This is a genomic window from Corynebacterium flavescens (genome assembly GCF_008693105.1).
Classification (GTDB): domain Bacteria; phylum Actinomycetota; class Actinomycetes; order Mycobacteriales; family Mycobacteriaceae; genus Corynebacterium; species Corynebacterium flavescens.
This window is the reverse complement of record NZ_VXKK01000009.1, coordinates 110,769-133,984: the sequence shown is the minus strand read 5'-3', so window position 1 is coordinate 133,984 and position 23,216 is coordinate 110,769. Positions and strand designations below refer to the sequence as shown.

Genomic DNA, 23,216 nt, shown 5'->3' with positions numbered 1-23,216 from the left:
AGATTCCTTTCACGGTTAACTAAATTCGCCAAATCCCAAGTGTACATATGCGCGCTTAGACCCGCTCTGGGACTACAGGCGCTTTGCACCTAGCTCTCGCGACAGCAGTTCCATCGCGACCTCAAGCCCGCTGCGCCGGTCCCTCTCCCCTGCATTGCGCGCTTCCTCGAGCATCTCGCGCTCCTGGTCATCTTGGGTATATGCCCGCGCTGGCGCAGCTTGCCCCGCCGGCGCCGGATGGCCGTGCTGCGCATCCCTTCCAGGTTTCACAGGCTGACCGGGTTGCGCCGCTTGAGCTTGCCCAACGGGTTGTACCGCCAGTGCCGCTGGTGCCGCCTGCCTTCGCTGCGGGGCGCCCGCTCCTGCGGACTGCGGCTGCGCTGAGGGCGCAGGCGCACCGCTGTCCTCCGGATAGTAATCATCCGGCGGCGCGTTGAACTCCGCCTCCTCGGGCGCGGGCTCAGGCGGGAGCGGAACACCATTACTGAACTGCGGCGTCTTGGCAAACTCCTCGTCACGTTGCTTGGCCACCTGGGTGGCCCTGGCAATGCGTGAACGCCAACCCGAACGCTCAGCATCGTCTTGCTGGCCTTGCGCCTGCTTCGGTGCCGCTGCCGGTTCCGGCTGAGGCGCTGGCGACGCCGCCGGTGCATGCGCGCTCTGCTGCGCAGGCTGAACCTGTGCTCGACTCTCGCCAGCACTCGCGGTTGCCGAGGGCTCCGACCCCGTCGTAGCTACCGCTCGAGGGCGCTCTTGACCTTCTTGGCTTTCCTGTCCACCCAGCTTGCGCGGTGCGCCCCACGGGTCGGCTGCGGCTACAGGCACTGCCTGTTCCGCTTGAGGCCGTTGCTGCGGTTGCTGCTCTGACTGGGGTTTCTCCTGGGGCCTTGGCTCTGGCGCTGGCTCTGGTGCAGACGCAGACGCAGGCACAGACGCAGAAGCTGACTTGTGCGGCTGGGGGCTAGGACTCTCTGCCTCCTGATCGGAGGCCGTGGAGGCCTCCCGGTGTGGGGAGTTCGGATTCCACGCCGGCTTAGGCGCTGAGCGCTGCGGGCTAAAACCCGCGGCCACCGGATCCGTGCCGATGACGCACTTAACAGCCACGTCCCGCTGGAACTCTTGGCGCAGGGTTTCCACGATGGCGCCGTTATTGGCTTCCGCGTTGATACGCTCAGCCAACGCGCCGGTGGTGTGCCCGAGCACCAACGTGTTGTCGCGGAAGCCAAGGACGCGAGCCTCCGTCAGCATGATCTCGGCGATCTTGTTCTTGCGTCCCACCTCGCTGCGAATATGCGGCCACTGGGAGCGCACCTGCTCCACAAAATCGACGGGCTCTGGTGCCGTTCGCTCTGGCGCGGGCTGCTCCTGCGCGGGCACAGAGCGCTCTTGAGGTGCGGGAGACTCCGCCGCCGGTGTCCGCGAAGGGACACTCGGAGATTCAGGGGCCGGGGAGGCAGGTGCGGTGGCTTCGGGAGCAGGAGCAGCGGCCGGCGCCTGCTGCTTGGCCTGCCGGTTACGCCGGTTAGCAATGATGGCCGCGGCAGCGGCGGCAGGGTCGCCAGCACCGGCGGTGGCACCGGCAGCGGGAGCGGCGCTGGGGCTTGCCGCTTGAGCGGCGTCGGTACCGATACTGCTTCCAGCGCTAGCACCAGTTCCGGCAGGCATGGTGTGAGGTGCAGCGACAGGGGCGGGTGTACTAGCGGGCCCGGTAGTTACCTGTGGGGCGGAGGCACCGATGAGTAGGTGCGCGCAGAGGATCTCCAGCAGCAGGCGCGGCGAGGTGGCACCGCGCAGGCCAGAGATCTTCTCACTGACGGTGGAGGCCAGATAGGTCAGCTGCGGGCCGCTAAAACGCTGGGCTTGGGCCAAGAGCACCTCGCCGCGATCGGTAGGTGCGGTGACCAGCCCGGCCTCTAAGGCACCGGGAACGGCCTGCAGGATCATGAGATCGCGCAGGCGATCAAGCAGGTCAATGGCAAAGCGCCGCGGCTCATGGCCGGCCTCAATGACGTGGTCCACAAGCTTGAAGAGCGCGGCTTTGTCGTGGGTGGCGAGGGCGGAGACGGCGTCGTCAAGCAGGGTGACGTCCGTGACGCCCAGCAGGGGCCGGGCGAGGTCATAGGTCAGGCCATCCGGGCCCGCGCCCGCGAGCAGCTGGTCTAGGATAGAAAGCGTATCGCGCGGCGAACCGCCGCCGGCCTGGATGATCATGGGATAGACCGCATCCTCGACCGCCACGCCCTCCGAAGCCACGGTGCGCTGCAGCAGGCCCTTCATGGCCGGCGGCGTCAGGAGGCGGAAAGGATAATGGTGCGTACGCGAACGGATGGTGCCGATGATCTTCTCCGGCTCCGTGGTGGCGAAGATGAAGATGACATGCTCCGGCGGCTCCTCCACCACCTTGAGCAGCGCATTCGCCCCCGAATCCGTGATCATGTGAGCCTCATCGATGATGAAGATGCGGTAGCGCGACTCCGCCGGGGCGAAGTACGCGCGATCGCGCAGGTCACGCATATCCTCCACGCCGTTGTGGGAGGCGGCGTCGAGCTCAGTGACGTCCAGGTTGCCAGGCCCACCCGGCGCCAGAGAAATACAGGAAGCGCAGACCCCGCACGGGGTGGAGGTAGGCCCCTCCACGCAGTTGAGCGAGCGCGCCATAATCCGCGCGGAGGAAGTCTTGCCGCAACCGCGCGGGCCGGAAAATAGGTAGGCATGGTTGATGCGCCCCGCATCAAGAGCGGCGGAGAGCGGAGTGGTGACCTGCTCTTGGCCGACCACTTCTGCGAACGTTGCTGGACGATATTTCCGGTATAGAGCCACGATGTAGCAGTCTACCGCCTCCGGCTGAGGCTAACCCTCCCGCGACCAATCCAGCAGGTCAATGCCCTGCTCAGCCACCGCCTCCTGGAAGGCACCCACGCCCTCCTCGACGGCATAGGCATACTCGGAATCCGTCAGCATCAGCAGCTGACACACCAGCGTCAGGCGCTTCTCCTCCGCCACCTGCGGCGTCTGCCCGCCCCACAGGTAGGGCACGATGAGCAGGCCGTGGTGGACGCCATGCTTGGCGACGTCGACACAACCCGGCAGCAACACCCCCGGCTGGGCAGGCAGTACCCCGCCCGCACGCTCGAGCATATCGGCGGCAGCGTTGACCGCGGTGGCCACGTCCTCTTGGCTCGCACGCGCTACCGCGAGGAGCTCGCAGCGCACATCGATGCCTTGCTCGGCGTGCTGCAGGCCGGTATCGACATCAGCAAAGGCGGTGGTGACGGCCAGCGATTGGCCGCCATCGAGCGCGGCCAGGCCCAGTTCGCGGCCGCCCACCTGCTCAAAACTCAGCGGGGCGGGGATGCACTGCGAAAGCCAAAAGGTAGTCTCCGCGCGGTTGATGGCCTAGACCCCCAGCTTCTCCAGAGCCGCCAGGAGCACGCAGGTAGCGACGCCGTCCATGGCCGTCTCCACCTCTTCCTGCGGGGGCAAGGAGGGTGCGAGGCGGATATTGCGGTCGTTGTCATCCTTGCCATAAGGGTAGGAGGCGCCCGCCTTGGTCAAGACGATGCCTGCCTCCTTGGCCAGCTCCCAGACGCGGGTGGCAGTGCCGTCGATGACGTCGAGGGAGATGAAGTAGCCGCCCTCCGGCTCCGTCCACTTGGCCACCTGATACTCACCAAGGCGGTTGTTAAGGATGCGCTCGACGGCGGAGAACTTCGGCGCCAGCAGTGCTGCATGCCGGCGCATGACAGCCCGCACGCCCTCGGAGGACCCAAAGAACTCGTAGTGGGCGAACTGGTTGATCTTATTCGGGCCAATGCCGCGAATGCCGGCAATGGAGAGGTACCAATCCAGGTTCGCGCGCGAGGACGCGAAGAAGGCAACGCCGGAGCCCGCGAAGGTAATCTTCGAGGTCGAAGACATGGCCCAGAAGCGGTTGGGGTGCTCGGCCTCTGCGGCGATGTCCACGATGGGCAGCACCTTGGGGAACTCATCTCCCAAGATGTGGACGGCATAGGCGTTATCCCACACGATGCGGAAGTCCGGGGCCGCAGTCTCCATGGCGGCGAGCTCGCGCGCGACGGACTCGGAGATGGTCACTCCCGTGGGGTTGGAGAACATAGGCACCAGCCACATGCCCTTGACCTGCGGGTCCAGCACCAATTCCTTGATGGCGGCCACATCGGGGCCGTCCTCCAACATGGGCACCGTAATCATCTCAAAACCGAAGCGCTCCGTGATGGAGAAGTGGCGGTCATAGCCCGGAACCGGGCAGATCCACTTGACCTTCTCCTCTTCCCGCCACGGGCGGTCCGAATCATTGTTGCCAAAGGCGTAGGACCAGGAGATGAGATCGAACATGATGTTGAGGGAGGAAGAATCCCCCGCCAGCAGCAGTTCCGGATCAACGTTGATGAGCCGGCCCCACAAGGTGCGCAGCTCCTTGATGCCCTCGAGGTTGCCGTAGTTGCGGAGATCGTTGCCAGCAGCATCCGTGTAGTTGGTGGCACCTGGCAGCTCCAGAAAGTCATTGGAGAGGTTGAGCTGCGAGCGGCTCGGCTTCCCGCGGGTCAGATCGAGCTTCAGGCCCTTGGCCTTAAGCTCGGCGTAATCCTTGCGGACTTGCGCCGCCAGCTCGGCTTGCTCGGACTTTTCCATGTTAAGAAGCGACATCTCGGCGTGTACCTTCCAAAGAGTTTCGGACATTCGGAGAGCCAGTGTAGTAGGTTCGCTCGCCAAACGCTCCACCCCGGAAGCCTAAAACGTAAAACGGACCCCACGTACCCGCCAGAGCCTCCTGACCCTTGCTGCATTCCTGCCCTGGGGGAGTTCAGAGGATGGACGCCACGTGGAATCCTGCCCCTCACCTTAGCCCGACTCTTGTGCTTTGTTCAAATGCGCCCCTCTAGCTCCTCACCGCCTCGCCACAGCCCCGCCACCGGCTGGGCTCCGCCTGGACGCCGCTCTCCACCCACTCACGTTAAGCCGCCTTCCCAGAATGCGCTCTGACCTGCCGATTAGCATTCCAATTGCCAGCACTGCTAAAGTTTCTTCTCGGAGGATTCGACTAGCGGCCTATGTCACACGCCTGGAACGCGTGCGGGAGTCACATCCCTCAGGGGTTCAAATCCCCTATCCTCCGCCATTGTGAAGTCTCGAGACATCGTCCTTAGAACGGTGCTCGAGACTTTTGCTATCCGTGGAGTTTTTCGAGGTCCGCGCCGTGTTCACGGTAAATAGTGGGCCCTAGATTGAAAAACTGGGCCACTGCTTGCAGTTAACACCGAGGAAACTCATTCCCGGGCCCCACCCCGCGCTACCCAAGACATGCAAGGACCCTTTAGGGGTATAAGAACCAACCGGTTTAAGATTTAGCAAAAGAAATTCTAATGATTCCTTTATAATCTCCTACAGCCTTAAAGGGCCTGACTCCAGGCGCCTCTCTCCCGCCTTAGCGCCCTGTCCGGCTTTTTCTTTGACTCCCTATCCCTAAGAGGTCTCTCATGCGCCGCAGCGCCCGCTTCGCCATACTTGCACTTGCTCTACCCGCGTTCGCGCTTAGCGCCTGCTCGGGCGAGGAATCCGCGAAGGAGGCAGCAACATCCTCGGCAGCCCGCGCTTTCTATGACATCCCCGATGACTGGTGCGCCATGGACCCCGATGTTCTGGCTAATCTCAAGCGGACGCATACCACCCTGGAGCAAAAGTATGGTGAGTAAAGCGATCCCGCAGTTAGGTTGAGTGCACCCAGCAGCTACTACACGCGGACTTTCTGCCCCACCATCGACAGCACTGATTCCGTGGAAATTCTCAAGATCGAGAGCGGGAAGGATCTCGGCATCAAAGCCTCGTCGATAGATGCTGATGACAACAAGGAGCTCAGCAAAGAGGAGCTCACAGCCGCACTGGGTGATCCGGTGGATGTCTCCGAGTATGCCTACCTGTACAGCATTGCCAAGGACAACCCGGACAGCGTCGAAAAGCTTTCTTTGCCCTCTTTCCCTGTCACCTCCGTGCCCACGCTCGATGTCGAGCCCCCGCGCCCCACATCCACGACCACCACTAAGAAGTCATCGCCGCGACCGACCCCCACCGCCACACCGGAGCCAGCCCCTGCAGTGCCGGAAGAGCCCGTTCAGCAGCAAGCTCCCCAGGCCCCTGAAGTCCAAAGCGGCGGACCGCAAATGGAGTGGCGCACTGTGGGTCCCTTTGGAAACTTCTCTGGCTGTACGCAAAACAGCGACATGCAGCCAATCCAGGTAACCAACTGCTACCAAGGCAGCGATGGACTCTACTACTACGACACCATGGCCCAGTCCCTGCGCTAGCAGCTATTAAGGTCTTTCACCTATGCCGTGTTGACGGTGAATAGGGCCCCAGGAAAGCAGTTGATCTCTTAGGCAGCGAGCGAGGCGATGGCCTCCTCGTAGACATCGAGCCCGCGGTTGAGCTCGTCTTCGGTGATGATGAGCGGCGGGGTGATGTGCGCCCGGTTGCCGTGGACGAAGGGCCACACGCCGTGCTCCTTGCAGTATGCGGAGAACTGCGTGATGGGCGCGGCGTCCGCACCGGAGGCGTTGAAGGCCACGAGAGGCTCGCGGGTCTGCTTGTCCTTGACAAACTCAATGGCCCAGAACAGGCCCAGGCCGCGGACCTCGCCGACGATGTCGTACTTATCGCGGATGGCCTCTAGGCGCGGGCGCACAACGCGCTCACCCAGGTCCTTCACGTGCTCGAGGATCTTCTCTTCCTTGAATACCTCGAAGGTAGCAACGCCGGGAGCGCAGGCCAGCGGGTGTCCAGAGTAGGTCAGGCCGCCGTTATAAGGCGTGGTGGACCAGGTTTTCTGGATCTCGCGGGACAAGATGACGCCGCCGAGGGGCACGTAGCCGGAGTTGACGCCCTTGGCAAAGGTGATGAGATCCGGGGTGACGTCGAAGTTCTGGTAGGCAAAGAGCTCGCCCGTGCGGCCGAAGCCGGCCATGACCTCGTCGGCGATGTAGACAATTCCGTACTTATCACACAACGCACGCACGCCAGGCAGGTAGCCCTCTGGCGGGACGAGGATGCCGTTGGTGCCGACGACCGTCTCTAGGATGATGGCGGCGATGGTATTCGCGCCTTCCAAGATGATCTGATCCTCGAGGTGCTTAAGCGCGCGCTCGCATTCCTCCTGCTCCGTGGTGGCCCAGAAGGGCGAACGGTAGCAGTAGGGGCCGAAGAAATGGACGACGCCGCCGTCGCCAGGCTCGTTATTCCAGCGCCGCGGATCACCGGTCAGGGTAATAGCGGTGGTAGTGGCACCGTGATAGGAGCGGTATGTGGACATGACCTTCTGACGTCCGGTGTAGCCGCGCGCCATACGCACCGCGTTCTCGTTGGCATCCGCGCCACCATTGGTGAAGAAGACGGAGCCGTAATTCTCCCCGACCGCATCAACGATGAGGCTGGCGAGCTGCGAGCGGGTGTCATTGTGGAAGGCGGGCGCGATGGTGGAGAGCTTGTCGGCCTGCTCGTGAATGGCCTGGATAAGCCGCGGGTGCTGGTGGCCCAGGTTGAGGTTGACCAGCTGCGCCGCGAAGTCCAAGTAGCTCTTGCCAGCGCGGTCCTGGAAGGTGGCGCCGCTGCCGGATACGACGTCGATGGGGTCAATGAGGTCTTGTGCCGACCAGGAGTGGAAAACGTTGCCGTCCATTGTTATTCTCCGTTGCTTTAGTGAGTGGGGAAGCCGAGGTTGACCTGGGACTCGCTGGGCAGAGGCCAGCGCTCGGTGACAACCTTGCGGCGGGTGTAGAAGTTGAAGGCCTCGGGGCCGTAGATGTGGGTATCGCCGAAGAGCGAATCCTTCCAGCCGCCGAAGGAGAAGGCACCGATGGGCACTGGGATGGGGACGTTGATGCCCACCATGCCTACCTCGATGTTGAACTCGAACTCGCGGGCGGTGCGGCCGTCGCGGGTGAATACGGCGGTGCCGTTGGCATAGCGGTTGGAGTTGATGAGCTCGACCGCCGCGTCGAAGGTATCCACGCGGGCGACAGCGAGGACTGGTCCGAAGATCTCCTCGTCGTAGACGGGCATGCCGGGAACAACGTCGTCGACAAGCGTGGGACCAATGAAGTAGCCGGAGGTGGGAAGGTCGGCCTTGCGGCCGTCGACAAGCACGCTGGCACCGGACTCCTCGGCGCCGGCGATGAAGCCCTCAATGCGCTCCTTGGCCTGGGCGGTGATAACCGGCCCCATCTCTGCCTGCGGATCGGTACCGGGACCGACCTTGATGTCGGCGATGCGCTCACGGATCTTTGCCACCAGCTCATCGGCGATGTCACCGACGGGAACGACGACGGAGACGGCCATGCAGCGCTCGCCCGCGGAGCCGAAGCCGGCGGAAATGGCGGCGTCAGCAGCCGCATCCAAGTCCGCGTCCGGCATGACGACCATGTGGTTCTTCGCGCCGCCAAGCGCCTGGCAGCGCTTGCCCAGCGCGGTGGCACGCTCGTAGATGGACTTGGCAATGGGTGTGGAACCGACGAAGCTGACCGCCTTGACCTGCGGGGCCTCGATGAGGGCCTCGACGGTGTCTTTGCCGCCGTGCACGAGGTTCAACACGCCCTCGGGCAGGCCGGCCTCGTGGAAGGCCTTGACAATCCAGTTGGCGGCGGAAGGATCGCGCTCGCTAGGTTTGAGAATGACGGTGTTACCAGCGGCGATGGCCGCGGTGACCATCCACAGCGGAACCATGGCCGGGAAGTTGAAGGGGGTAATGCACGCGACGACGCCGACAGGCTGACGCACCTGGTGGACGTTGATGCCGGTGGCGGCCTGCTCGAGGTACTCGCCCTTCATGTGGTGCAGAAGGCCGGCGCAGAACTCGACGTTTTCGAGGCCGCGGGCAATCTCACCAGCCGCATCGGAGGGCACCTTGCCGTGTTCGAGGGAAATGATCTCCGCGAGCTCGGACTGGCGCGAGGTGATGATCTCACGCAACTTGAAGAACACATCCGCGCGCTTGGCCAGCCCCGTAGAACGCCAGGCCGGCAACGCTTCCTGCGCCTTGGCGACGGCATCTGCCACCGTGGCCGAATCGGCCACGGCAAGCTGTGCGGTTTCCTCACCGGTAGCCGGGTTGAACACCGGGGAAAAGCTCGCGGATTCGGAGACTTCTTGGCCCTTGATAATGTGCGGGATAACTGTGGTCACTGCCACTCCTCTCGTGTGTTTATGCGTGCGGCCTCCGTGCTCACGGCGTATCCAGACCTTGAATGCGCTGAAAAAAGAACACTGTGTCTGGCGCGTTGGCCGCGGCCTCTTTTAAGGGCCTGAGTACTTCTGTACAGGCCTTTTAGGGGAGGTAACACATATTGTGACAGCAGGTACAGTCGCCCAGTAGTCCTAATCTGTTCAGATCGAGTGTCAAAAATGAACACTGTGCACACCGTTTCTAATTTCTAGTGATTGACTGGTATTTTGAATGCCGAGAAGGCCGGCCACAACGGGCCTTGCCCTCCGCCCGAAAGAAAGACTTAACAACCATGAAATCCAGCTCCGTGACGCTGCGGGACATCCTCGCCCTACCAGCGCTCATGCAGGCAAAAACTGAGGTCATCTGCGGCGCGGACAGGCTCGACACCCCGGTGCGCTGGGTACACGTGGTCGATACCGCCCGCGGCGCCGAACTCCTCAACGGCGGCGAATTGCTGCTCACCTCCGGCATCATTTTTGACCGCCCGCCCCGTCAGCAGCGCCACCTCATAGACAGCTTCCACCGCTCCGGGGCCGTGGCCTTGCTCGTCGAGGTCGGCGTACAGATCTCCCAGGTGCCTCCCGCGGTTGTGCACCGCTGCCAGGAACTAGGCTTGCCGCTCATCGCCACCTATGACGAGGTGAAATTCGTCGAAATCACCGAGGCCGTGCACTCCGAGCTTTTGCACCGCCAATTCGAGCAGGTCGAGGCACTGCAGCGCATCAACTCCTCTTTTTGGGGTTTGATGTTCAACGGCGCCCCGCCCGAGCAGCTTGTCCTCCACGCCTCCCGCGAGCTGGAGCTGCCCGTGGTCTTAGAGGATCTCAACCACCGCGTGGTCCTTTACGTCGAGGGGCACTTCCTTCCCTCCCAACTGCTGAGCAATTGGGAGGCCAAGTCCCGCGAATGGGCCGATAGCACCCGCGGCGTGGGCCTGGTGGCCGATCCTGTGAGCGTGCCGGATCCGCACGAACCTGGCGTTTCCTGGGACTTCATCGACATCCAGGCCCAGGGAAATCACTGGGGCAGGCTCTTCGTGCGGCGCACCGGCGAGCGCGATTCCAAGGCCACGCACATCATGCGCCATGCCTCGATGTCCCTGGCCATCGAAAGGCTCAGCGCCCACTCCCCCAATTCCTGGATTGACCTGCGCGAGCGCATGGGCCTCGACCGCTTGCTGCACCACCGATTCACCACCGTCACCGGCCAGAAGACGGTCCTAGAATCCAATGGCTTCCGCACCGACGGCCGTCGCGTCATCGCCCTCGAGGTGCGCTCCGCCACCGAAGGCGAGCCCACCCTGGACCAGGTCCGCGGGGCCTTGTTGCGCATAGGGCCCGACACGGACGTGCTGGTGGCCCCGCAGGAAAGCGATGCCACCCGCATCGTGGGCGCGGTTTCGGTCGACCCGCACCGCTACCAGGTGGGCGAGTTAAAGAGGCGCATGCTGGCAGAGTTCGAGGCCTTGGGCGTGGCACTCAACGTCACCGTGGCGGTGGGGCTGGAGGGGCCCATCGATCTGGGGGCGGCCTTGCACCAGCTCGCGAAGATCGACGAGGAGCTGCCCGCGACCGGCGTCAACTTCCGCGTCATGACGCGTGAGAAGTTGGAGGGGGTTCTGCACAAGCTTCACGACGACGTTAATGTCCAGGCCTTCAGTGAATCCTTACTCACTCCACTCCTGCTCCACGATCAGCGCAACACTGGAGATCTGCTGCCTACCGCCCGCGCCATCGTGGACTACCCCACCTCGCGCTCGGCCGCCGCGCAGGTTCTGCATCTCTCGCGCACGGCCTTATACTCGCGCATCTCCACCATCGAGAGGCTCTTGTCGATGGACCTTAACAACGGCAAGGAGTTCTTCGCCTTGAGCCTGGCGGTGCGCGCCTACTTCGGCGAGTAGGCGGAGGCACCAGCTGCGTCAGCCTAGGTCGCCGGGGTAGCCGCGGTGGTCACATTAGGCGCTGCGGAAGTAAAGCGGTGCTCCCAGCCGATTGCACGCTCGAGAACGAAGCCGACCTCAAATACGGATTTCTCATCATAGGGACGCCCCACTATCTGCACGCCGGTAGGAAGCCCGAAGCGGTTGATGCCCGTGGGCACAGCCAAAGCCGGGTGCCGGTTGGCAATGTTGAAGGGAATGGCCAGATAGTCTTTCCAATAATGCTCGCCGTCTGCGTTGACCGTCTCCGCTGGGCCCTGCACGGGGTACTGGCCCCAGGCAGTAACCGGGGCGAGGAGCACGTCGACGTCGGCAAAAAGCCGCGCCAGCTCCGCCCGGATGGCGCTTTCGCGCTCGAAGGTCTTGTACAGCGGCAGCCGGGCTGCTGCCTGCAGCGTGGTCTCAATGAACTCGCCGATATAGGGCGAGGCCGCCGCTCCCGTTGCCTCCAAGGTGTCCGCCATGACTGGCGCCAAGGTGTGCCCATAGTGCGCGAGAGCGGCCTCCATGATCTCTTCCGTGGTCCAGTTCGGAGTGACCGCGGATACCACCGCGCCTTGTTCCTCGAGCAGCAAGGCGGAGCGCTCCACATTCGCCGCGGTATCGACATCGACGTTGAAGTTTCCGAGTGCAGTGGAGTAGCCAATCTTCTTGCCCTGCACCGTGGCGCCAGCCGCGGCTACCTCCACCGGCTTCTTGGGTAGGCTATGCGGATCTGCGGGATGCTGCCCGCTAATCGTGTTGTGCATCAGCAGTGCATCCCCCACGGTGCGTGCCATCGCGGAATCGCTGCGGTACCAATCCATCGTGGAGGGATGAATACCTGGCACCACGCCATAGGGCGCTTTATAGCCAACGACGCCACACATGGAGGCCGGAATGCGCGTCGATCCTCCAATGTCCGAACCCGTGGCCAAAGGCGCATAACCTGCAGCCAAAGCCGCGCCGGATCCACCGGAGGAGCCTCCCGGGCTCATCGAGGTATCCCAGGGATTGCGCGTGACCCCGTGCTCCAAGGAAGCGGTAAAAGTGGCCGCGCAGAACTCCGGGTTGGCCGAGCGCGCCAAGAGGATGGCCCCAGCTGCTCGCAGCCTTTCCACCACGGGGTGATCCTCCACGGCGGTCACCGCGGCGGCCGGAAGCGCCTGGTCCACGTCATAGCCTGCAATCGCATGCTTTTCCTTGATGATGACCGGCACCCCCAGCAAGGGGAACTCGCGGTAAGCGTGCGAATCCTTGCGCCAGAGCTCGGTCGCGGCCTGCGCCTGGCGTAGCGCGCCCTCCAGCATTTCAGTGATCGCATTGAGCTCCGGTTCCAGAGCGTCGATGCGCTCGAGGAGGGAGCCGACAACCTCCGTGGGCGTTGTTGTCCCGCGCCGGTATTCGGTGATGAGTTCTTCCGCGCTTAGCTCTGGATAGGACATGTCTGACCTGGTTCCTTTCGGTTCTTCAGCACCACTTTAACAATGGTGGGGAGGTAGAAAATGCTTGGTTCTCTAGTGAATCGGCACTTTCGCGCCCACGGGGGCAGTGTTGTGGTCTGCGGAGTCGATCTCCGGGCGGCGTGCCGGCCCGGTCAGGGCGGAGACTGCAACCATGACCACGAGGTTGGCCACGATGGCGGGGATACCGTTGTTCATGCCCCACAGGTGGAAGCCGGTAATAGTGAAGGCGATGACGATGCCCACGCCGACGAGCATGCCGGCGAGAATGCCCTTGCCGTTGATAAAGGTGGTCTTCGTGCACGACAAAATGTTGGCGGGCGCGAGCTGCACCAACCCGGCGTAGGTCAGCAGGTAGAGGTTGGCCATGAGGTCCGGGCGAAGAATTGCCAGGCCCAAGGACAACAGCAAGATAACCGCGGAGGAACCCTTGCCAACCAGAAGGCGCCGCTCCGGGAGGAAGTCCTGCGGAACCAGGTTGGAGGAAATAAGCGTCGCAATGGAGAGCACGCAGTGTGCGGCGGGGACAATCGCGCAAGAAATACCGGCGATGAGGACAAAGCCCATGAGCCAACCAGGCAGGGACTGCTGTGCTACTTCCAAGATGGCGGAGTTTTCCTCGCCCTTGTTGATCTCCAGGTGGGTGGCCGCATAGAAACCAATGACGATGGGAACCAGCGTGGACAGCGAATACAAAGGCAGCATCACGTGGTTCTTCGAGACGGACTTGGAGTTCTTGGCCGCGAGGACCGCAGGCCAGCTCTCCGGAAGCGTCATGGCACCCAGGCCGATGCCGCTGATGATAACGCTGGTCAGGAACCAGACCACGCCATAGGTCTTGGTGCCAGGCTCAATGAGCATGAGATTCTGCATGGTGTCCATAACTTCATTGAATCCGCCCTGCGCTGCGTAGTGAACCATAACTCCGATGAGGACAACGACGAGGCCAACGACCATAGCGACGTCCTTGAAGTACGCCGTCATGGACACGCCCTTGAGCCCGGCCCAGGCCACGAACAAGAGAATCAAGACGGTCGAGGCCACCATGCTCAGCGTGCCGGCGGACTTATCGCCGGTGGCAAAGGAGACCATGGTTCCCAGGCCGACGATCTGTACCTGCACGATGGGGACGAAGAAGACCACGGAAACAATCGCGACGGTCTTGGTCAGAATCTTGCTGCCGAATTGGTGACCCACCATGTCCGCGTTGGTGTGATAGTTAAATACGCTTCCCAGCTTCCAGACAATGGGCCCGATGAGGAACATACCGATGTATCCGAGCACCAAGTATGCGGGAAGGTAGGTGGCCGAGACCCCGCCGAGGACCGTAAGTCCCGACATGCCGAGGAAGGTAAAGCTGGTGAAGATCGCTCCAGCTTGGAGGAAGAAGGTGGTGATGGAGCTCATCCCGCGGTCACCGATGGACCAGCCGGAGTGGGTATCAAGGCTGCCGCGGCGGCCCATGAAGCCGAGGACGGCGATGAGGATGATCCCTAAGATTGCTGCAAAAATCACGCGATTGCCTCCTCTTTCGCGCCGGGGGCATCCCCGAGCTCGGCTTCATTGCGATAGAGCCAGGACAAGATGAGCGTCGTGGCGATGGACCAGACGACGACCCACATGATGATCACGGGGAAGCCGAGGAATAGGGTTCCGTTGCTATTCATCGGAATTAGGGGGGTAAGTACCAGCGCCAACACGGGCACTAATAGGACGAGGTGTTGTCGGGTGAGATGGGTCATGCGTTACCTCCATTGGTGTCGTGGCATTAATTAGTCTTGCGGAGAAAAACACTGCCTACAAGTCACGTTGTGTCAGCATTGCCGGCTTTCGATGACACTGTGTTAACCCTCATGTGAAGAATCATTGTTAAGTCATTGCTAATAACTGGCTGGGCCTTAGCTAGACGGGCCGCGGCGCACGGCCTACTTGAGGTGATCGAGCTCGCCATCGAGCAAGCGCGAGATGATCTCGGTGTGCACCACCAGCCCGTTGACGAGGTCCTCGTCGGAGGTAAACTCCCGCTCGCAGTGCGATACGCCGCCTTCAGAGGGCACGAAGGTCATCACTGTCGGCGCAATGCGGTTGACGGCAACGGAGTCATGCCCGGCCATGGTTTCGATCCTCATGCAGCTGATGCCCGTATTGGCGGCGGCCTTCTCCGTCAACTCGACGCCATCCTCGGGATAGACCTGATGGTCGCGGATGTCGAAGTCGCGAGCCTCGATGGTGATATCGCGAGCACGCGCCACCTCCTCGCAATAATCCACGAGAATCTCGCGCGCCTTCTCGACGTCGGCGCGGCGGTGCGCACGCAGGTCAATGACGAGTTTTACCTCCCTCGGAACCACGATGGGAGAGTTCGGCTCCACGTCGAATTGCCCCACGGAGGTCACAATCTGCTCGGGCTCGAACTCTTCGACCACCTGCTCTGTCTTCAACACCAGCATCGCCGCAGCGGGCAGGGCATCGTGGCGGTCTTTCATGATGGTGGCCCCAGTATGGGACTGTTCCCCGATGACATCGACGTAGAGCTTCTGGGTGTACCAGGACTGGGTCACCGCGCCAATGGCGGTGGCATTCCTCTCCAGCAGGCGCCCCTGCTCGATGTGGATCTCGGCATAGGCCGCCACGCTGGGCGCCTCATCGCTGCCCAGGTAACCAATGGACTCGAGGGCCTCCTTGACGGTGATGCCCTGGGCGTCTTTGATGCTTAGCGTCTCTTCGAGGTCAAAGAGACCGCACATCACCGAAGATCCCATGATGGAGGGAGCAAAACGTGCTCCCTCCTCGTTGAACCAGTCCACGACCGCCAGGTTGTACTTGGGCTCCATCTGCCCAGCTTCCACGCGCTTTTTAATCTCTATCGCCGCATGCAGAGCAGCAATGACGCCATAGCAGCCATCAAACCTGCCGCCTAGTGGCTGCGAGTCAAGGTGCGAGCCTGTGAGCACGTAGTCAGCGCCGTCGACGAAGTCCAGCAGGGCAAAGACGTTGCCGATAGGGTCAATGCGTACCTCGAAACCAGCAGCGCGGGCTTGGGCGCTGAACCAATCACGCAACTGTCCGTGCGGCTTGGTACCGGCCTGCCTGTCGACGCCGTCATGAGACGTAGCACCGAACTCCCAGGTCCGATGGAAATCGTCGATAAAGTCCTGCGCCTCAATCCCGGAGGCTTCCGTGAAGGTGGTGCTCATGTGTGTTTTCCTCTTTCTGCACGATGGGGCCTTAAAGCCAATTAACCATCGCGAGGAAAGCCCAACAAGACTGAAAGTGTCCGGAGGTTCCAGGTGAGAAAGACACTGTGTCCAGGTGCGCGGCCTTAATCTATAACCGGCGTCGCAAAGCTGCGTTCATGCAACCACTCAATGTGTGGCAGGGTATTCATGCCCCACTCGGTGCGGCATTCTAGGAAGGCCTGCGCCACCTCGGCCTCGTCATAGCCGCCGTCCCGCAAGTATTGCCGGAAACCGTTGGCACCGGGCTCCTTGACCCACAGCCACACGAAGTCCTCGAGGGTGTTGTCCCCCAAGAACTCCTCCATTCCGGCGGGGACATACTCCTGGCTTGCGTGAACGCGCTGCGCAAGGTCCTGATCGAAGAAGTCGAAGAGATAATCCAAGCTGTCCTCGAGCTGCCCGTAATGATAAGCATCCATGGTCTTAGTGTTTAGTACTCAGGGACATGCGGTCAACCTCTTCCAGGATCTCGTCCACGATCATGGGGTTATAGTTGCGATCGCGCCGCATGTTCAACAGCTCCTGCTGCGCACCGATGAGGGCAATGCGCCGCGCGGCCAGCGCAATATCACGCGCACGGATGGCCTTTTGAATACGAGTGGAGGCATCCTCACCGTCCTCGTCCTCACCCAGGCGGTCCTCGAGCCACTGCGCGATATTGGCGGTGATCTCCGGATCTAGCTCTGAGAAGTGCTTCTGCATGGCGGAAATCCCGGCGCGGCGCGCTTGCTTGGTGATCTGCATGCGCATCTTGTCTGCCGCCGCCTCGGAATGCTGGGTCAGATCGAGGCGACTCATCAGCCACGGCAACAAAAGCCCCGGGATAACCATGGTGACCAGCAGCACGGTCAGCGCGATAACGGCCAATTCATGGTGGAAGCCAAAGGCCCCCGAGGGAACGGAAAGTACCAGGGCCAAGGTCACCAGCCCGCGCATCCCCGACCAAGTCATGAGCAAGACCTCTTGCAGGCGCAGTGGCGCCACCCGCGGCTTTCCGCGCCGCAGGTTTATCCGGTAGTAGACATACATCCACACCAGGCGCACGAGGAAGGCCACGAAGGACAAGATGACGCCGACGAGCACCGAGTGCCACAGGTCCGCGCCGACCTCCGCGACGGCATCACTGACGTTGAGGCCGATAAGCCCAAAGGCCACGCCGGTAAAGAGCAGCTCGATGGTCTCCCAGAAAGACTGCCCCGAGAGCCTGTCCTCTGCCTGAATATCAGCCCGGGAGCTGAGTTCGACGGCGGCGATGACCACGGCGATAACGCCCGAGGCATGGATTTCTTCGGCGAAGATATACACCGCAAATGGCACCACCCACGTCAGCGCGTTACGGGCATTGACCTCGTGCACGCGGGTGATAAACATCGCGGCCAGCCTGCCAGCCACCCAGCCGAGGATGCAGGCCACCGCCGCCGAGTAGATGAAATTGACAATCGCCCCGCTCCAGGTGAGCTCCCCCTCATTGACCACGGCCATGAGCGCCAGGTGGAAGGCCACGATGGAGGCGGCGTCATTAAAAAGGCCCTCTGTCTGCAGGGCGGAGATGATACGGCGTGGGATGCCGGCGGGCTCCGCCACCGCCTCCACGGCCACCGGATCCGGCGGAGCGATGGCCGCACCAATGAGAATCGCGCCGGCGAAGCCCAGGCCAGGCAAGAAGGCAAAGGCCGTGAGCCCGACGGCGAAAGTGGTGGCCACCACCAGAAGAACCGAGAGACTCAAGATGGTCACCCACTGCTCGCGGATGACTCCCCACGAGGTGCGCCGCGCCAGCGCCCACAGCAGCGGCGGCAGGAAGATGGGAAGGATCAACTCAGCGGGCACGTTCAGGCTCGGCAGCGCCGGCGTAAACACGGCGACGGCGGTAAGGATGGTCAGCAGGGCCGGCCAGGGCAGGCCGATTTTATCCCCCACCGCGACCACGACCACCGTCAACAGCATCAAACCGATGAGTACTAGAAGGACTTCCATTTCACTCTTCTCACTTCACCCGCGGTTTCTACAAGAAATAGAGTACTGCCTCACGGCCCTCGATGGAGGGCGACGCCTGAAGTAATGCTTCATGTACTACTGCGGCCGCCACACATAGGGCTCGCGCGGAATATCAAGCACGTCAAAGCCCTTGAGCAGCTCGGCGGTATTCTTTGCTTCGCTGCCCAGGGAGGCCGCCAACTGGGCAAAAACCTCCCCCAAGGTGTGGGTCTTAAGCAACTGGCGTAAGGTCACGGCGCCGTCGCGCTTGGACAGGCGCTTGCCGGCTGCGTTAAGCACCAGCGGAACGTGAATATATTCCGGTACTGGGTAGCCCAAGACCTGGGCCAGGTAGGCCTGGCGCGGGGCGGAAGAAAGCAAATCGACGCCGCGGACAACCTGGTCCACGCCCTGAAAAGCATCATCGACCACCACGGCCAGGTTATAGGCCCAATCCTGGCCCTGATCGGCGTTGCCGCCGCGGCGCAGAATGAAGTCATCAACCTCACCTGTGTACTCGCCGCGGAGGAGATCATGAATGCTAAAACTAGACACCTCAGCCCGCAGGCGCAGCGCGGGAACCCGACCCTGCGCGGCGAGCTCCGCGCGCTTGCGAGCCCGCGCCACCTCATCCAGATTGCGGCAGGCGCCCGGGTACTGGCCCGGGATAGCATGCGGGGCCCGCGCCGCCTCCTGGATGTCCTTGCGCGAGCAATAGCACTCATACACGGGCAAACGCGCCAATGCCTGCTCATAGGCTGCATAGCGATCATGCTGGTGGACAACCTCGCCGTCCCAGTCCAGGCCGAGGTTCGCGAGGTCCTCGAGCTGCCGCTTGGCCGCAGCCGCGGTGGAGCGCTGGGTATCGATATCCTCCACGCGCACATGAAACTGACGCCCCGTGGAACGCGCGCACAGCCACGCCAGCAGCGCTGTGCGCAGGTTTCCAAAGTGCAAATCCCCCGAGGGGCTGGGGGCGTAGCGCCCCGCGCCGGGTGCTAGAGCGGAGTGTGCCATAGAAAACAAGTCTACGGGGCGAATTTGTCTCGCCCGTGCATTAGTATCGACACCCATGGATAACGCAGCCGCTACCAAGTATCCGCTCCTCGACGTTGCAAACGCCGAAGCCATCTATACCTACGTCAACAACGGCGAAGCTCCGCTGGAACGAGCACCCCAACTGCTCGCAGAGGTCAACGCCGAGATTGAAAAAGCCTTTTCTGATGACGTCTTTAGCGGCTCCCTCGAAGATTCCGCATCCCTGTCCTACTTCTTCCTCTCCCGGGAAGTCCTGCGGCGCATGCTCGGCAACGCCCCCAGCTCCGAGGACTACTACCACGTTGCATCCTTGGGCGCCATCACTGGCCAGCCCTCGCTCATCAACATCGGGTATAGCTACTTGGCCGAAGACAGCCTCAACGACGGCGACCTCGCCGGCGCCGAGGCCTTTATAGCCAAGATCAGCGATTCTGACATGGCAACAGCTCTCGAGCAGCGCCTCACAGCCAAAGCTGATCCGCGAGCAGATCTGCGCGAGCGGCTTGCCGCGGCCAAGTCCGGGGACGTCGCAGCCCATGGCGCCGAGTTCCGCGCAATCAACGAGGCCGCGCAGGGACTCGAGCACGACGAGGAATCCCTGCGTATGGTCTTGGACTCCGCGGTAGGCTTCCTCTACGCCTCCGCGGATGCCGGTGCGCGCGAGGAAGTAGCCCGCACCTCTCACGAGTACCTCGATGCCGCCCGGCCCAGCTCCATGCACAGTAGTCTGCCCGCTGCACTGCTTGGCCGCTTCTACCAGGACGCCGCCGCCGGACAGGTCTCCTCCGCCACACGTCTGAGCTTCCTTGACCTCGCAGCGGACTTTTATGGCGAGGCCGGAAACCCCGGCAAAGAGGTTGACCTGCTCTTGGCCCGCGTGATGGAGTACCTCGAGATGCAGCGCACCGAGGACGCCCATGACCTGCTCGGTTCCTACTATGTCAAGGCCAAGAACTCAGGCAGCCTCCTGGCACGCGCACGGTGGATAGCCTTCTTCTCAGAGACACTGCGCACCGTCTCCCAGTCTATGGCCAAGTCCACCCAGGTACTCCTCGACTTCATGGCCACCAACCCTGTGCAGGCTGCCTCCGCGCCGGAAGAGTTCAGCGCCGTAGCCACAGTGGCGGAACTTCTGGGGGACCGCTACGCCACCGCCGGGGACACCGGAAACTCCCGCCGCAACTACGGCATTGCCTATGAGCTCTTCTCCAGCGCCGGCAACGCCCAGGCGCTCGCCTCCTTGCGCGCCAAGGCTTAAGCCCCCCGAGGGTCTCCGAAAATCGGGGTCGCAACCTCACCACAAGCGGGCCGTGATCATCCGTGATCACGGCCCGCAGTGCTGTCACAAGGAGGCCTTAACCAATTTGTGACCTACCCCCATTGCCCAGCGGATTAGCTATACATTTTCGCCATTTTTGCAGGTATTTAATTTACTTAGCTTGGCAAATGGCATTCCGGGGGGAGTAGACTTTTTTGTCATTGCACGAACCGAGCGCATCTTTGGATACCTCCCTAGGCACAAACCTGGGCTCGATTCTTTCGGAATTTTGAGAAGGAGACAGTCAGGAAGAAGGAAGCTCGCTCGAGGGTTGTGCGGTGCACTCACCGCTGCCCGTTTCACTTATAGACGAGAGGTTGAAACTCGTGGATCTTAAACGATCTAAAAAAGAATCCAAGAAGCAGCGCAAACAGCGCCTCAGCGTTGATGATGTCAACGTGGTTACCTCAGAGAAGATCCGCCCGGCTATCAAAGGCACCGTGGTGGGAAACTTCATGGAATGGTACGACTTCGGTATTTACGGTTATCTGACCGTCACCATGACCACCGTCTTCACCCAAGGCCTACCCGAAGAGTGGCAGCTACTCGCGGTGATGTTCGGTTTCGCGGTCTCCTACCTCGTCCGCCCCATCGGCGGCCTGGTCTTAGGCCCACTCGGCGATAAAGTCGGACGCCAGAAAGTCCTCTATGTCACGATGGCCATGATGGCCATCTCCACCGCGCTCATCGGATTGCTGCCCACAGCCGCCTCAATAGGCGGTTGGGCGCTCATCCTGCTTTATGTACTCAAGCTAGTCCAGGGCTTTTCCACCGGCGGCGAGTACGCCGGCGCCACCACTTACGTGGCAGAGTTCGCCCCAGATAAGCGCCGCGGTTTCTTCGGATCCTTCCTTGATATGGGTTCCTACCTCGGCTTCGCCGCCGGTGCCTCCGTAGTCGCCATCACCACGTGGCTGAGCACCCACTTCGCCGGCGAGACTGCCATGCACGACTTCGGCTGGCGCATCCCCTTCCTTACCGCCATCCCGCTGGGCATCATCGCCGTCTATCTGCGTACCCGCATTCCGGAAACGCCTTCCTTCGAGGACAACCAGTCCGAGGACGAAGAGAGCATTGAAAAGGACACCGAGGATCCCTACGCACGCTTGGGCCTCGTCGGCGTCATCCGCCACCACTGGCGTGCGCTGCTCATCGGAATTGCTATCGTGGCCGCGACCAATACCGCCGGCTACGCGCTGACCAGCTACATGCCGATCTACCTGGAGGAACAAATCGGCCTGCACGCCGCATCCGCGGCAGCCGTGACCGTGCCTGTCCTCGTTGCGATGTCCCTGTTGCTCCCCCTCGTTGGGCGCTGGAGCGACAAGGTCGGCCGCAAGCCCGTCTACGCCACCGCTGTGGGCGCCACCGTTGTTCTCATGGTCCCTGCATTTTTGATTATGAACACCGGCTCCATCGCTGCAGTGCTCATCGCACTGTGCATGGTGGCCATCCCCACCGGCCTGTATGTGGCGCTGTCTGCCTCTGCACTTCCGGCGCTCTTCCCCACCGCCTCGCGCTTTTCCGGCATGGGAATCTCCTACAACGTCTCCGTCTCGCTCTTCGGCGGCACCACCCCACTGGTCACCCAGTTCCTGCTGCAAAAGACCGGGCTGGACATTGTGCCGGCGCTCTACATCATGGCTTTCTCCGTACTTGCTGGTGTCGCTCTTCTGTTCATGAAGGAATCTTCACAGAAGCCGCTGATGGGGTCCTTCCCCACCGTCGAGTCCAAAAAGGAAGCCATCGAGATAGTCAAGGGCCAGGATGCCGATCCCAATATCGACACCACACATATGCCTTTCTCCGATACAACGACGAGCAGCGATAGTGCCGCAGTTGAACCTAAGGGCGTAGAGGCCTAAGGCCCTCAATCGTCACTCGGATTCCACAGAAAAAAGTCCATTTCCTCTAGCCACTCATCTCTTGCAGTTGGGAGGATCGCGGGCTGGGTTTGTTTTTGGGGTGCTGGAAGTCGCCGTTGGGCTTGTTATCCTAAAGGCTGGTGTGCGGTGGCTGCCAGACTATTGTCCCGCCCTTACGGGTCAGGCGCCCGCGCCGCGGTGGCGCATTCGGATCATCCTCATTAACACCATTGTGATAGCTACACAAGGTCACTAGGTTGGCAACGTTAGTCTCCCCACCGTGCTTCCGCGGCGTGAGATGGTGGAACTGGCTCCGCTCTGCCGGGATGGTACAGCCCGGCCACGCACACGTGGGGTGCTCTGCTGCGAGCATCGTGCGCTGTTTTGATGATGCGAAGCGCTCAAAGCGGTACAAGTCCACCGGCCCCAGCGCCCGACTAATCACCGTAATAAGACCCTCATTAGCACAGGCACGCTCTACAAGCTGCGCGCCGGTGATAACAGTCCCACTGGTGGTGCGCACCATCACATCATCGCGCTCGCGGCGTACAAGCTTCCCGTAGTCCTCCAGCCGGAGGACTGCCATAGTCGTCACACGAGTACGCTCAGCCGGGGCCCCGTCCGCCTTGCCGAGCATGCGGGCGATAAAGCTCTCGCCTGGCCGCTTATGGTCGATGGTTCGGAAGGCATCCGCCATATCCAACCCATTGCCGGTCACTGTCAAGGTAGCCAGCCCATTGGGGTGCTGGCGCAACAGTGCGCGCTCGCAATACTCGCGGGGGCGCGCATCTCGCGCAGCCGGCGCCTGGCTACCGCAGTAACCTGCTCGCTGGGCGTGGCGCATAACTCTACGCGTAGGTTCCACGTGGCCAGGCGTCCTTGAACGCGGCGGGTAAAGGATTCGATGTGGCGCAGAGTGCTCAAGGTGTGCCCGTTGCGCCTGGCCGCATTAACGGCCGAGCGCTGCTTGCTTGTGTAGGGTGTGGGGCCGAAGTAGATGGTGTGCAGGCTTATAAGCTCGGCGGCATCCTGCGCGCTAGCCCCCATCTTCTCAAGGTCTGGGGCAGACAGCCCTGAGCACTCGGCAACGAGGTCAACACCCCGGCTAAGTTGTGCGAAATACTCCTGCAAGCCCATGACCGCCACGCTAAGACACCGCC

19 protein-coding genes, 1 tRNA gene and 1 other RNA gene are annotated in these 23,216 nt (G+C 62.0%); 6 read left to right on the top strand and 15 right to left on the bottom strand.

The window, feature by feature from the left end; translation table 11 throughout:
- Window positions 1-72 precede the first annotated feature (72 nt).
- From F4V60_RS01140 to ffs, 4 genes are all read right to left on the bottom strand, one after another.
- Window positions 73-2,820 (bottom strand): DNA polymerase III subunit gamma and tau, encoded by a 2,748-nt coding sequence (locus F4V60_RS01140; protein ID WP_075728950.1) that lies wholly within the window; start codon window positions 2,818-2,820, stop codon window positions 73-75.
- A 30-nt stretch (window positions 2,821-2,850) separates the two neighbouring features.
- Window positions 2,851-3,327, bottom strand: coding sequence for a suppressor of fused domain protein (locus tag F4V60_RS01135; RefSeq protein ID WP_170216843.1), 477 nt, complete (start codon window positions 3,325-3,327; stop codon window positions 2,851-2,853).
- A gap of 69 nt (window positions 3,328-3,396) precedes the next feature.
- Window positions 3,397-4,668: an aspartate aminotransferase type Ic gene (locus tag F4V60_RS01130; protein ID WP_075728949.1), complete on the bottom strand. Its 1,272-nt coding sequence runs from the start codon at window positions 4,666-4,668 to the stop codon at window positions 3,397-3,399.
- Window positions 4,669-4,760: 92 nt separating this feature from the next.
- Window positions 4,761-4,855, bottom strand: an RNA gene (ffs, locus tag F4V60_RS01125) — signal recognition particle sRNA small type.
- A gap of 196 nt (window positions 4,856-5,051) precedes the next feature.
- On the opposite strand from ffs, the gene F4V60_RS01120 reads away from it, so the two are divergent.
- The 3 genes from F4V60_RS01120 to F4V60_RS01110 all read left to right on the top strand — a co-directional run bounded on the left by F4V60_RS01120 (window position 5,052) and on the right by F4V60_RS01110 (window position 6,323).
- A tRNA-Ser gene (locus F4V60_RS01120) sits at window positions 5,052-5,140 on the top strand.
- Between the two features lie 358 nt (window positions 5,141-5,498).
- Window positions 5,499-5,714, top strand: coding sequence for a hypothetical protein (locus F4V60_RS01115; protein WP_075728948.1), 216 nt, complete (start codon window positions 5,499-5,501; stop codon window positions 5,712-5,714).
- Window positions 5,715-5,795: 81 nt separating this feature from the next.
- Complete coding sequence (locus tag F4V60_RS01110; protein ID WP_141256014.1) at window positions 5,796-6,323, top strand: hypothetical protein; 528 nt, start codon at window positions 5,796-5,798, stop codon at window positions 6,321-6,323.
- A gap of 68 nt (window positions 6,324-6,391) precedes the next feature.
- Here the strand turns inward: F4V60_RS01110 and F4V60_RS01105 are convergent, their stop codons facing one another.
- Both F4V60_RS01105 and F4V60_RS01100 read right to left on the bottom strand, forming a co-directional pair.
- Window positions 6,392-7,690: an aspartate aminotransferase family protein gene (locus tag F4V60_RS01105; protein ID WP_075728946.1), complete on the bottom strand. Its 1,299-nt coding sequence runs from the start codon at window positions 7,688-7,690 to the stop codon at window positions 6,392-6,394.
- A 17-nt stretch (window positions 7,691-7,707) separates the two neighbouring features.
- Window positions 7,708-9,192: a CoA-acylating methylmalonate-semialdehyde dehydrogenase gene (locus F4V60_RS01100; RefSeq protein ID WP_075728945.1), complete on the bottom strand. Its 1,485-nt coding sequence runs from the start codon at window positions 9,190-9,192 to the stop codon at window positions 7,708-7,710.
- Between the two features lie 332 nt (window positions 9,193-9,524).
- Here F4V60_RS01100 and F4V60_RS01095 point away from each other — a divergent pair, with 332 nt between their 5' ends.
- Window positions 9,525-11,138, top strand: coding sequence for a PucR family transcriptional regulator (locus F4V60_RS01095; protein ID WP_075728944.1), 1,614 nt, complete (start codon window positions 9,525-9,527; stop codon window positions 11,136-11,138).
- A gap of 23 nt (window positions 11,139-11,161) precedes the next feature.
- Here F4V60_RS01095 and F4V60_RS01090 read toward each other — a convergent pair whose 3' ends face one another.
- From F4V60_RS01090 to gluQRS, 7 genes are all read right to left on the bottom strand, one after another.
- Window positions 11,162-12,601, bottom strand: a complete 1,440-nt coding sequence (locus F4V60_RS01090) for an amidase (RefSeq protein WP_075728943.1) — start codon at window positions 12,599-12,601, stop codon at window positions 11,162-11,164.
- 72 nt (window positions 12,602-12,673) lie between these two features.
- Window positions 12,674-14,134 carry a sodium:solute symporter family protein gene (locus F4V60_RS01085; protein WP_084559102.1) on the bottom strand — a complete coding sequence of 487 codons (1,461 nt, stop codon included), beginning with the start codon at window positions 14,132-14,134 and terminating at the stop codon, window positions 12,674-12,676.
- Window positions 14,131-14,361 (bottom strand): hypothetical protein, encoded by a 231-nt coding sequence (locus F4V60_RS01080; protein ID WP_075728942.1) that lies wholly within the window; start codon window positions 14,359-14,361, stop codon window positions 14,131-14,133. Before F4V60_RS01080 ends, F4V60_RS01085 begins: the two co-directional genes overlap by 4 nt.
- A 183-nt stretch (window positions 14,362-14,544) precedes the next feature.
- On the bottom strand, window positions 14,545-15,816 hold the full coding sequence (locus tag F4V60_RS01075; protein ID WP_141256016.1) for a M20 family metallo-hydrolase: 1,272 nt from the start codon (window positions 15,814-15,816) through the stop codon (window positions 14,545-14,547).
- Between the two features lie 125 nt (window positions 15,817-15,941).
- On the bottom strand, window positions 15,942-16,277 hold the full coding sequence (locus tag F4V60_RS01070) for a hypothetical protein (RefSeq protein WP_075728941.1): 336 nt from the start codon (window positions 16,275-16,277) through the stop codon (window positions 15,942-15,944).
- A gap of 4 nt (window positions 16,278-16,281) precedes the next feature.
- The gene (locus F4V60_RS01065; protein ID WP_075728940.1) at window positions 16,282-17,835 is read right to left on the bottom strand and encodes a cation:proton antiporter; all 1,554 of its coding nucleotides are present in this window, start codon (window positions 17,833-17,835) and stop codon (window positions 16,282-16,284) included.
- Between the two features lie 96 nt (window positions 17,836-17,931).
- Window positions 17,932-18,852, bottom strand: coding sequence for a tRNA glutamyl-Q(34) synthetase GluQRS (gluQRS, locus tag F4V60_RS01060; RefSeq protein ID WP_075728939.1), 921 nt, complete (start codon window positions 18,850-18,852; stop codon window positions 17,932-17,934).
- Between the two features lie 55 nt (window positions 18,853-18,907).
- Here gluQRS and F4V60_RS01055 point away from each other — a divergent pair, with 55 nt between their 5' ends.
- Complete coding sequence (locus F4V60_RS01055) at window positions 18,908-20,131, top strand: hypothetical protein (protein ID WP_075728938.1); 1,224 nt, start codon at window positions 18,908-18,910, stop codon at window positions 20,129-20,131.
- 515 nt (window positions 20,132-20,646) lie between these two features.
- Window positions 20,647-22,056, top strand: a complete 1,410-nt coding sequence (locus F4V60_RS01050; protein WP_373862534.1) for an MFS transporter — start codon at window positions 20,647-20,649, stop codon at window positions 22,054-22,056.
- A gap of 130 nt (window positions 22,057-22,186) precedes the next feature.
- Here the strand turns inward: F4V60_RS01050 and F4V60_RS12680 are convergent, their stop codons facing one another.
- Both F4V60_RS12680 and F4V60_RS12675 read right to left on the bottom strand, forming a co-directional pair.
- On the bottom strand, window positions 22,187-22,429 hold the full coding sequence (locus F4V60_RS12680) for an HNH endonuclease (protein WP_232315996.1): 243 nt from the start codon (window positions 22,427-22,429) through the stop codon (window positions 22,187-22,189).
- Window positions 22,430-22,776: 347 nt separating this feature from the next.
- Window positions 22,777-23,193 (bottom strand): hypothetical protein, encoded by a 417-nt coding sequence (locus F4V60_RS12675; RefSeq protein ID WP_232315951.1) that lies wholly within the window; start codon window positions 23,191-23,193, stop codon window positions 22,777-22,779.
- Between the last annotated feature and the right edge of the window lie 23 nt (window positions 23,194-23,216).

Coding starts and splice junctions, on each gene's coding strand:
- F4V60_RS01115 (WP_075728948.1), top strand. CDS start 5,499: ATGCGCCGCAGCGCCCGCTTCGCCATACTTGCACTTGCTCTACCCGCG.
- F4V60_RS01055 (WP_075728938.1), top strand. CDS start 18,908: ATGGATAACGCAGCCGCTACCAAGTATCCGCTCCTCGACGTTGCAAAC.
- F4V60_RS12675 (WP_232315951.1), bottom strand. CDS start 23,193: ATGGGCTTGCAGGAGTATTTCGCACAACTTAGCCGGGGTGTTGACCTC.
- F4V60_RS01095 (WP_075728944.1), top strand. CDS start 9,525: ATGAAATCCAGCTCCGTGACGCTGCGGGACATCCTCGCCCTACCAGCG.
- F4V60_RS01080 (WP_075728942.1), bottom strand. CDS start 14,361: ATGACCCATCTCACCCGACAACACCTCGTCCTATTAGTGCCCGTGTTG.
- gluQRS (WP_075728939.1), bottom strand. CDS start 18,852: ATGGCACACTCCGCTCTAGCACCCGGCGCGGGGCGCTACGCCCCCAGC.
- F4V60_RS01050 (WP_373862534.1), top strand. CDS start 20,647: ATGGAATGGTACGACTTCGGTATTTACGGTTATCTGACCGTCACCATG.
- F4V60_RS12680 (WP_232315996.1), bottom strand. CDS start 22,429: ATGCTCGCAGCAGAGCACCCCACGTGTGCGTGGCCGGGCTGTACCATC.
- F4V60_RS01070 (WP_075728941.1), bottom strand. CDS start 16,277: ATGGATGCTTATCATTACGGGCAGCTCGAGGACAGCTTGGATTATCTC.
- F4V60_RS01105 (WP_075728946.1), bottom strand. CDS start 7,690: ATGGACGGCAACGTTTTCCACTCCTGGTCGGCACAAGACCTCATTGAC.
- F4V60_RS01130 (WP_075728949.1), bottom strand. CDS start 4,668: ATGTCGCTTCTTAACATGGAAAAGTCCGAGCAAGCCGAGCTGGCGGCG.
- F4V60_RS01065 (WP_075728940.1), bottom strand. CDS start 17,835: ATGGAAGTCCTTCTAGTACTCATCGGTTTGATGCTGTTGACGGTGGTC.
- F4V60_RS01090 (WP_075728943.1), bottom strand. CDS start 12,601: ATGTCCTATCCAGAGCTAAGCGCGGAAGAACTCATCACCGAATACCGG.
- F4V60_RS01075 (WP_141256016.1), bottom strand. CDS start 15,816: ATGAGCACCACCTTCACGGAAGCCTCCGGGATTGAGGCGCAGGACTTT.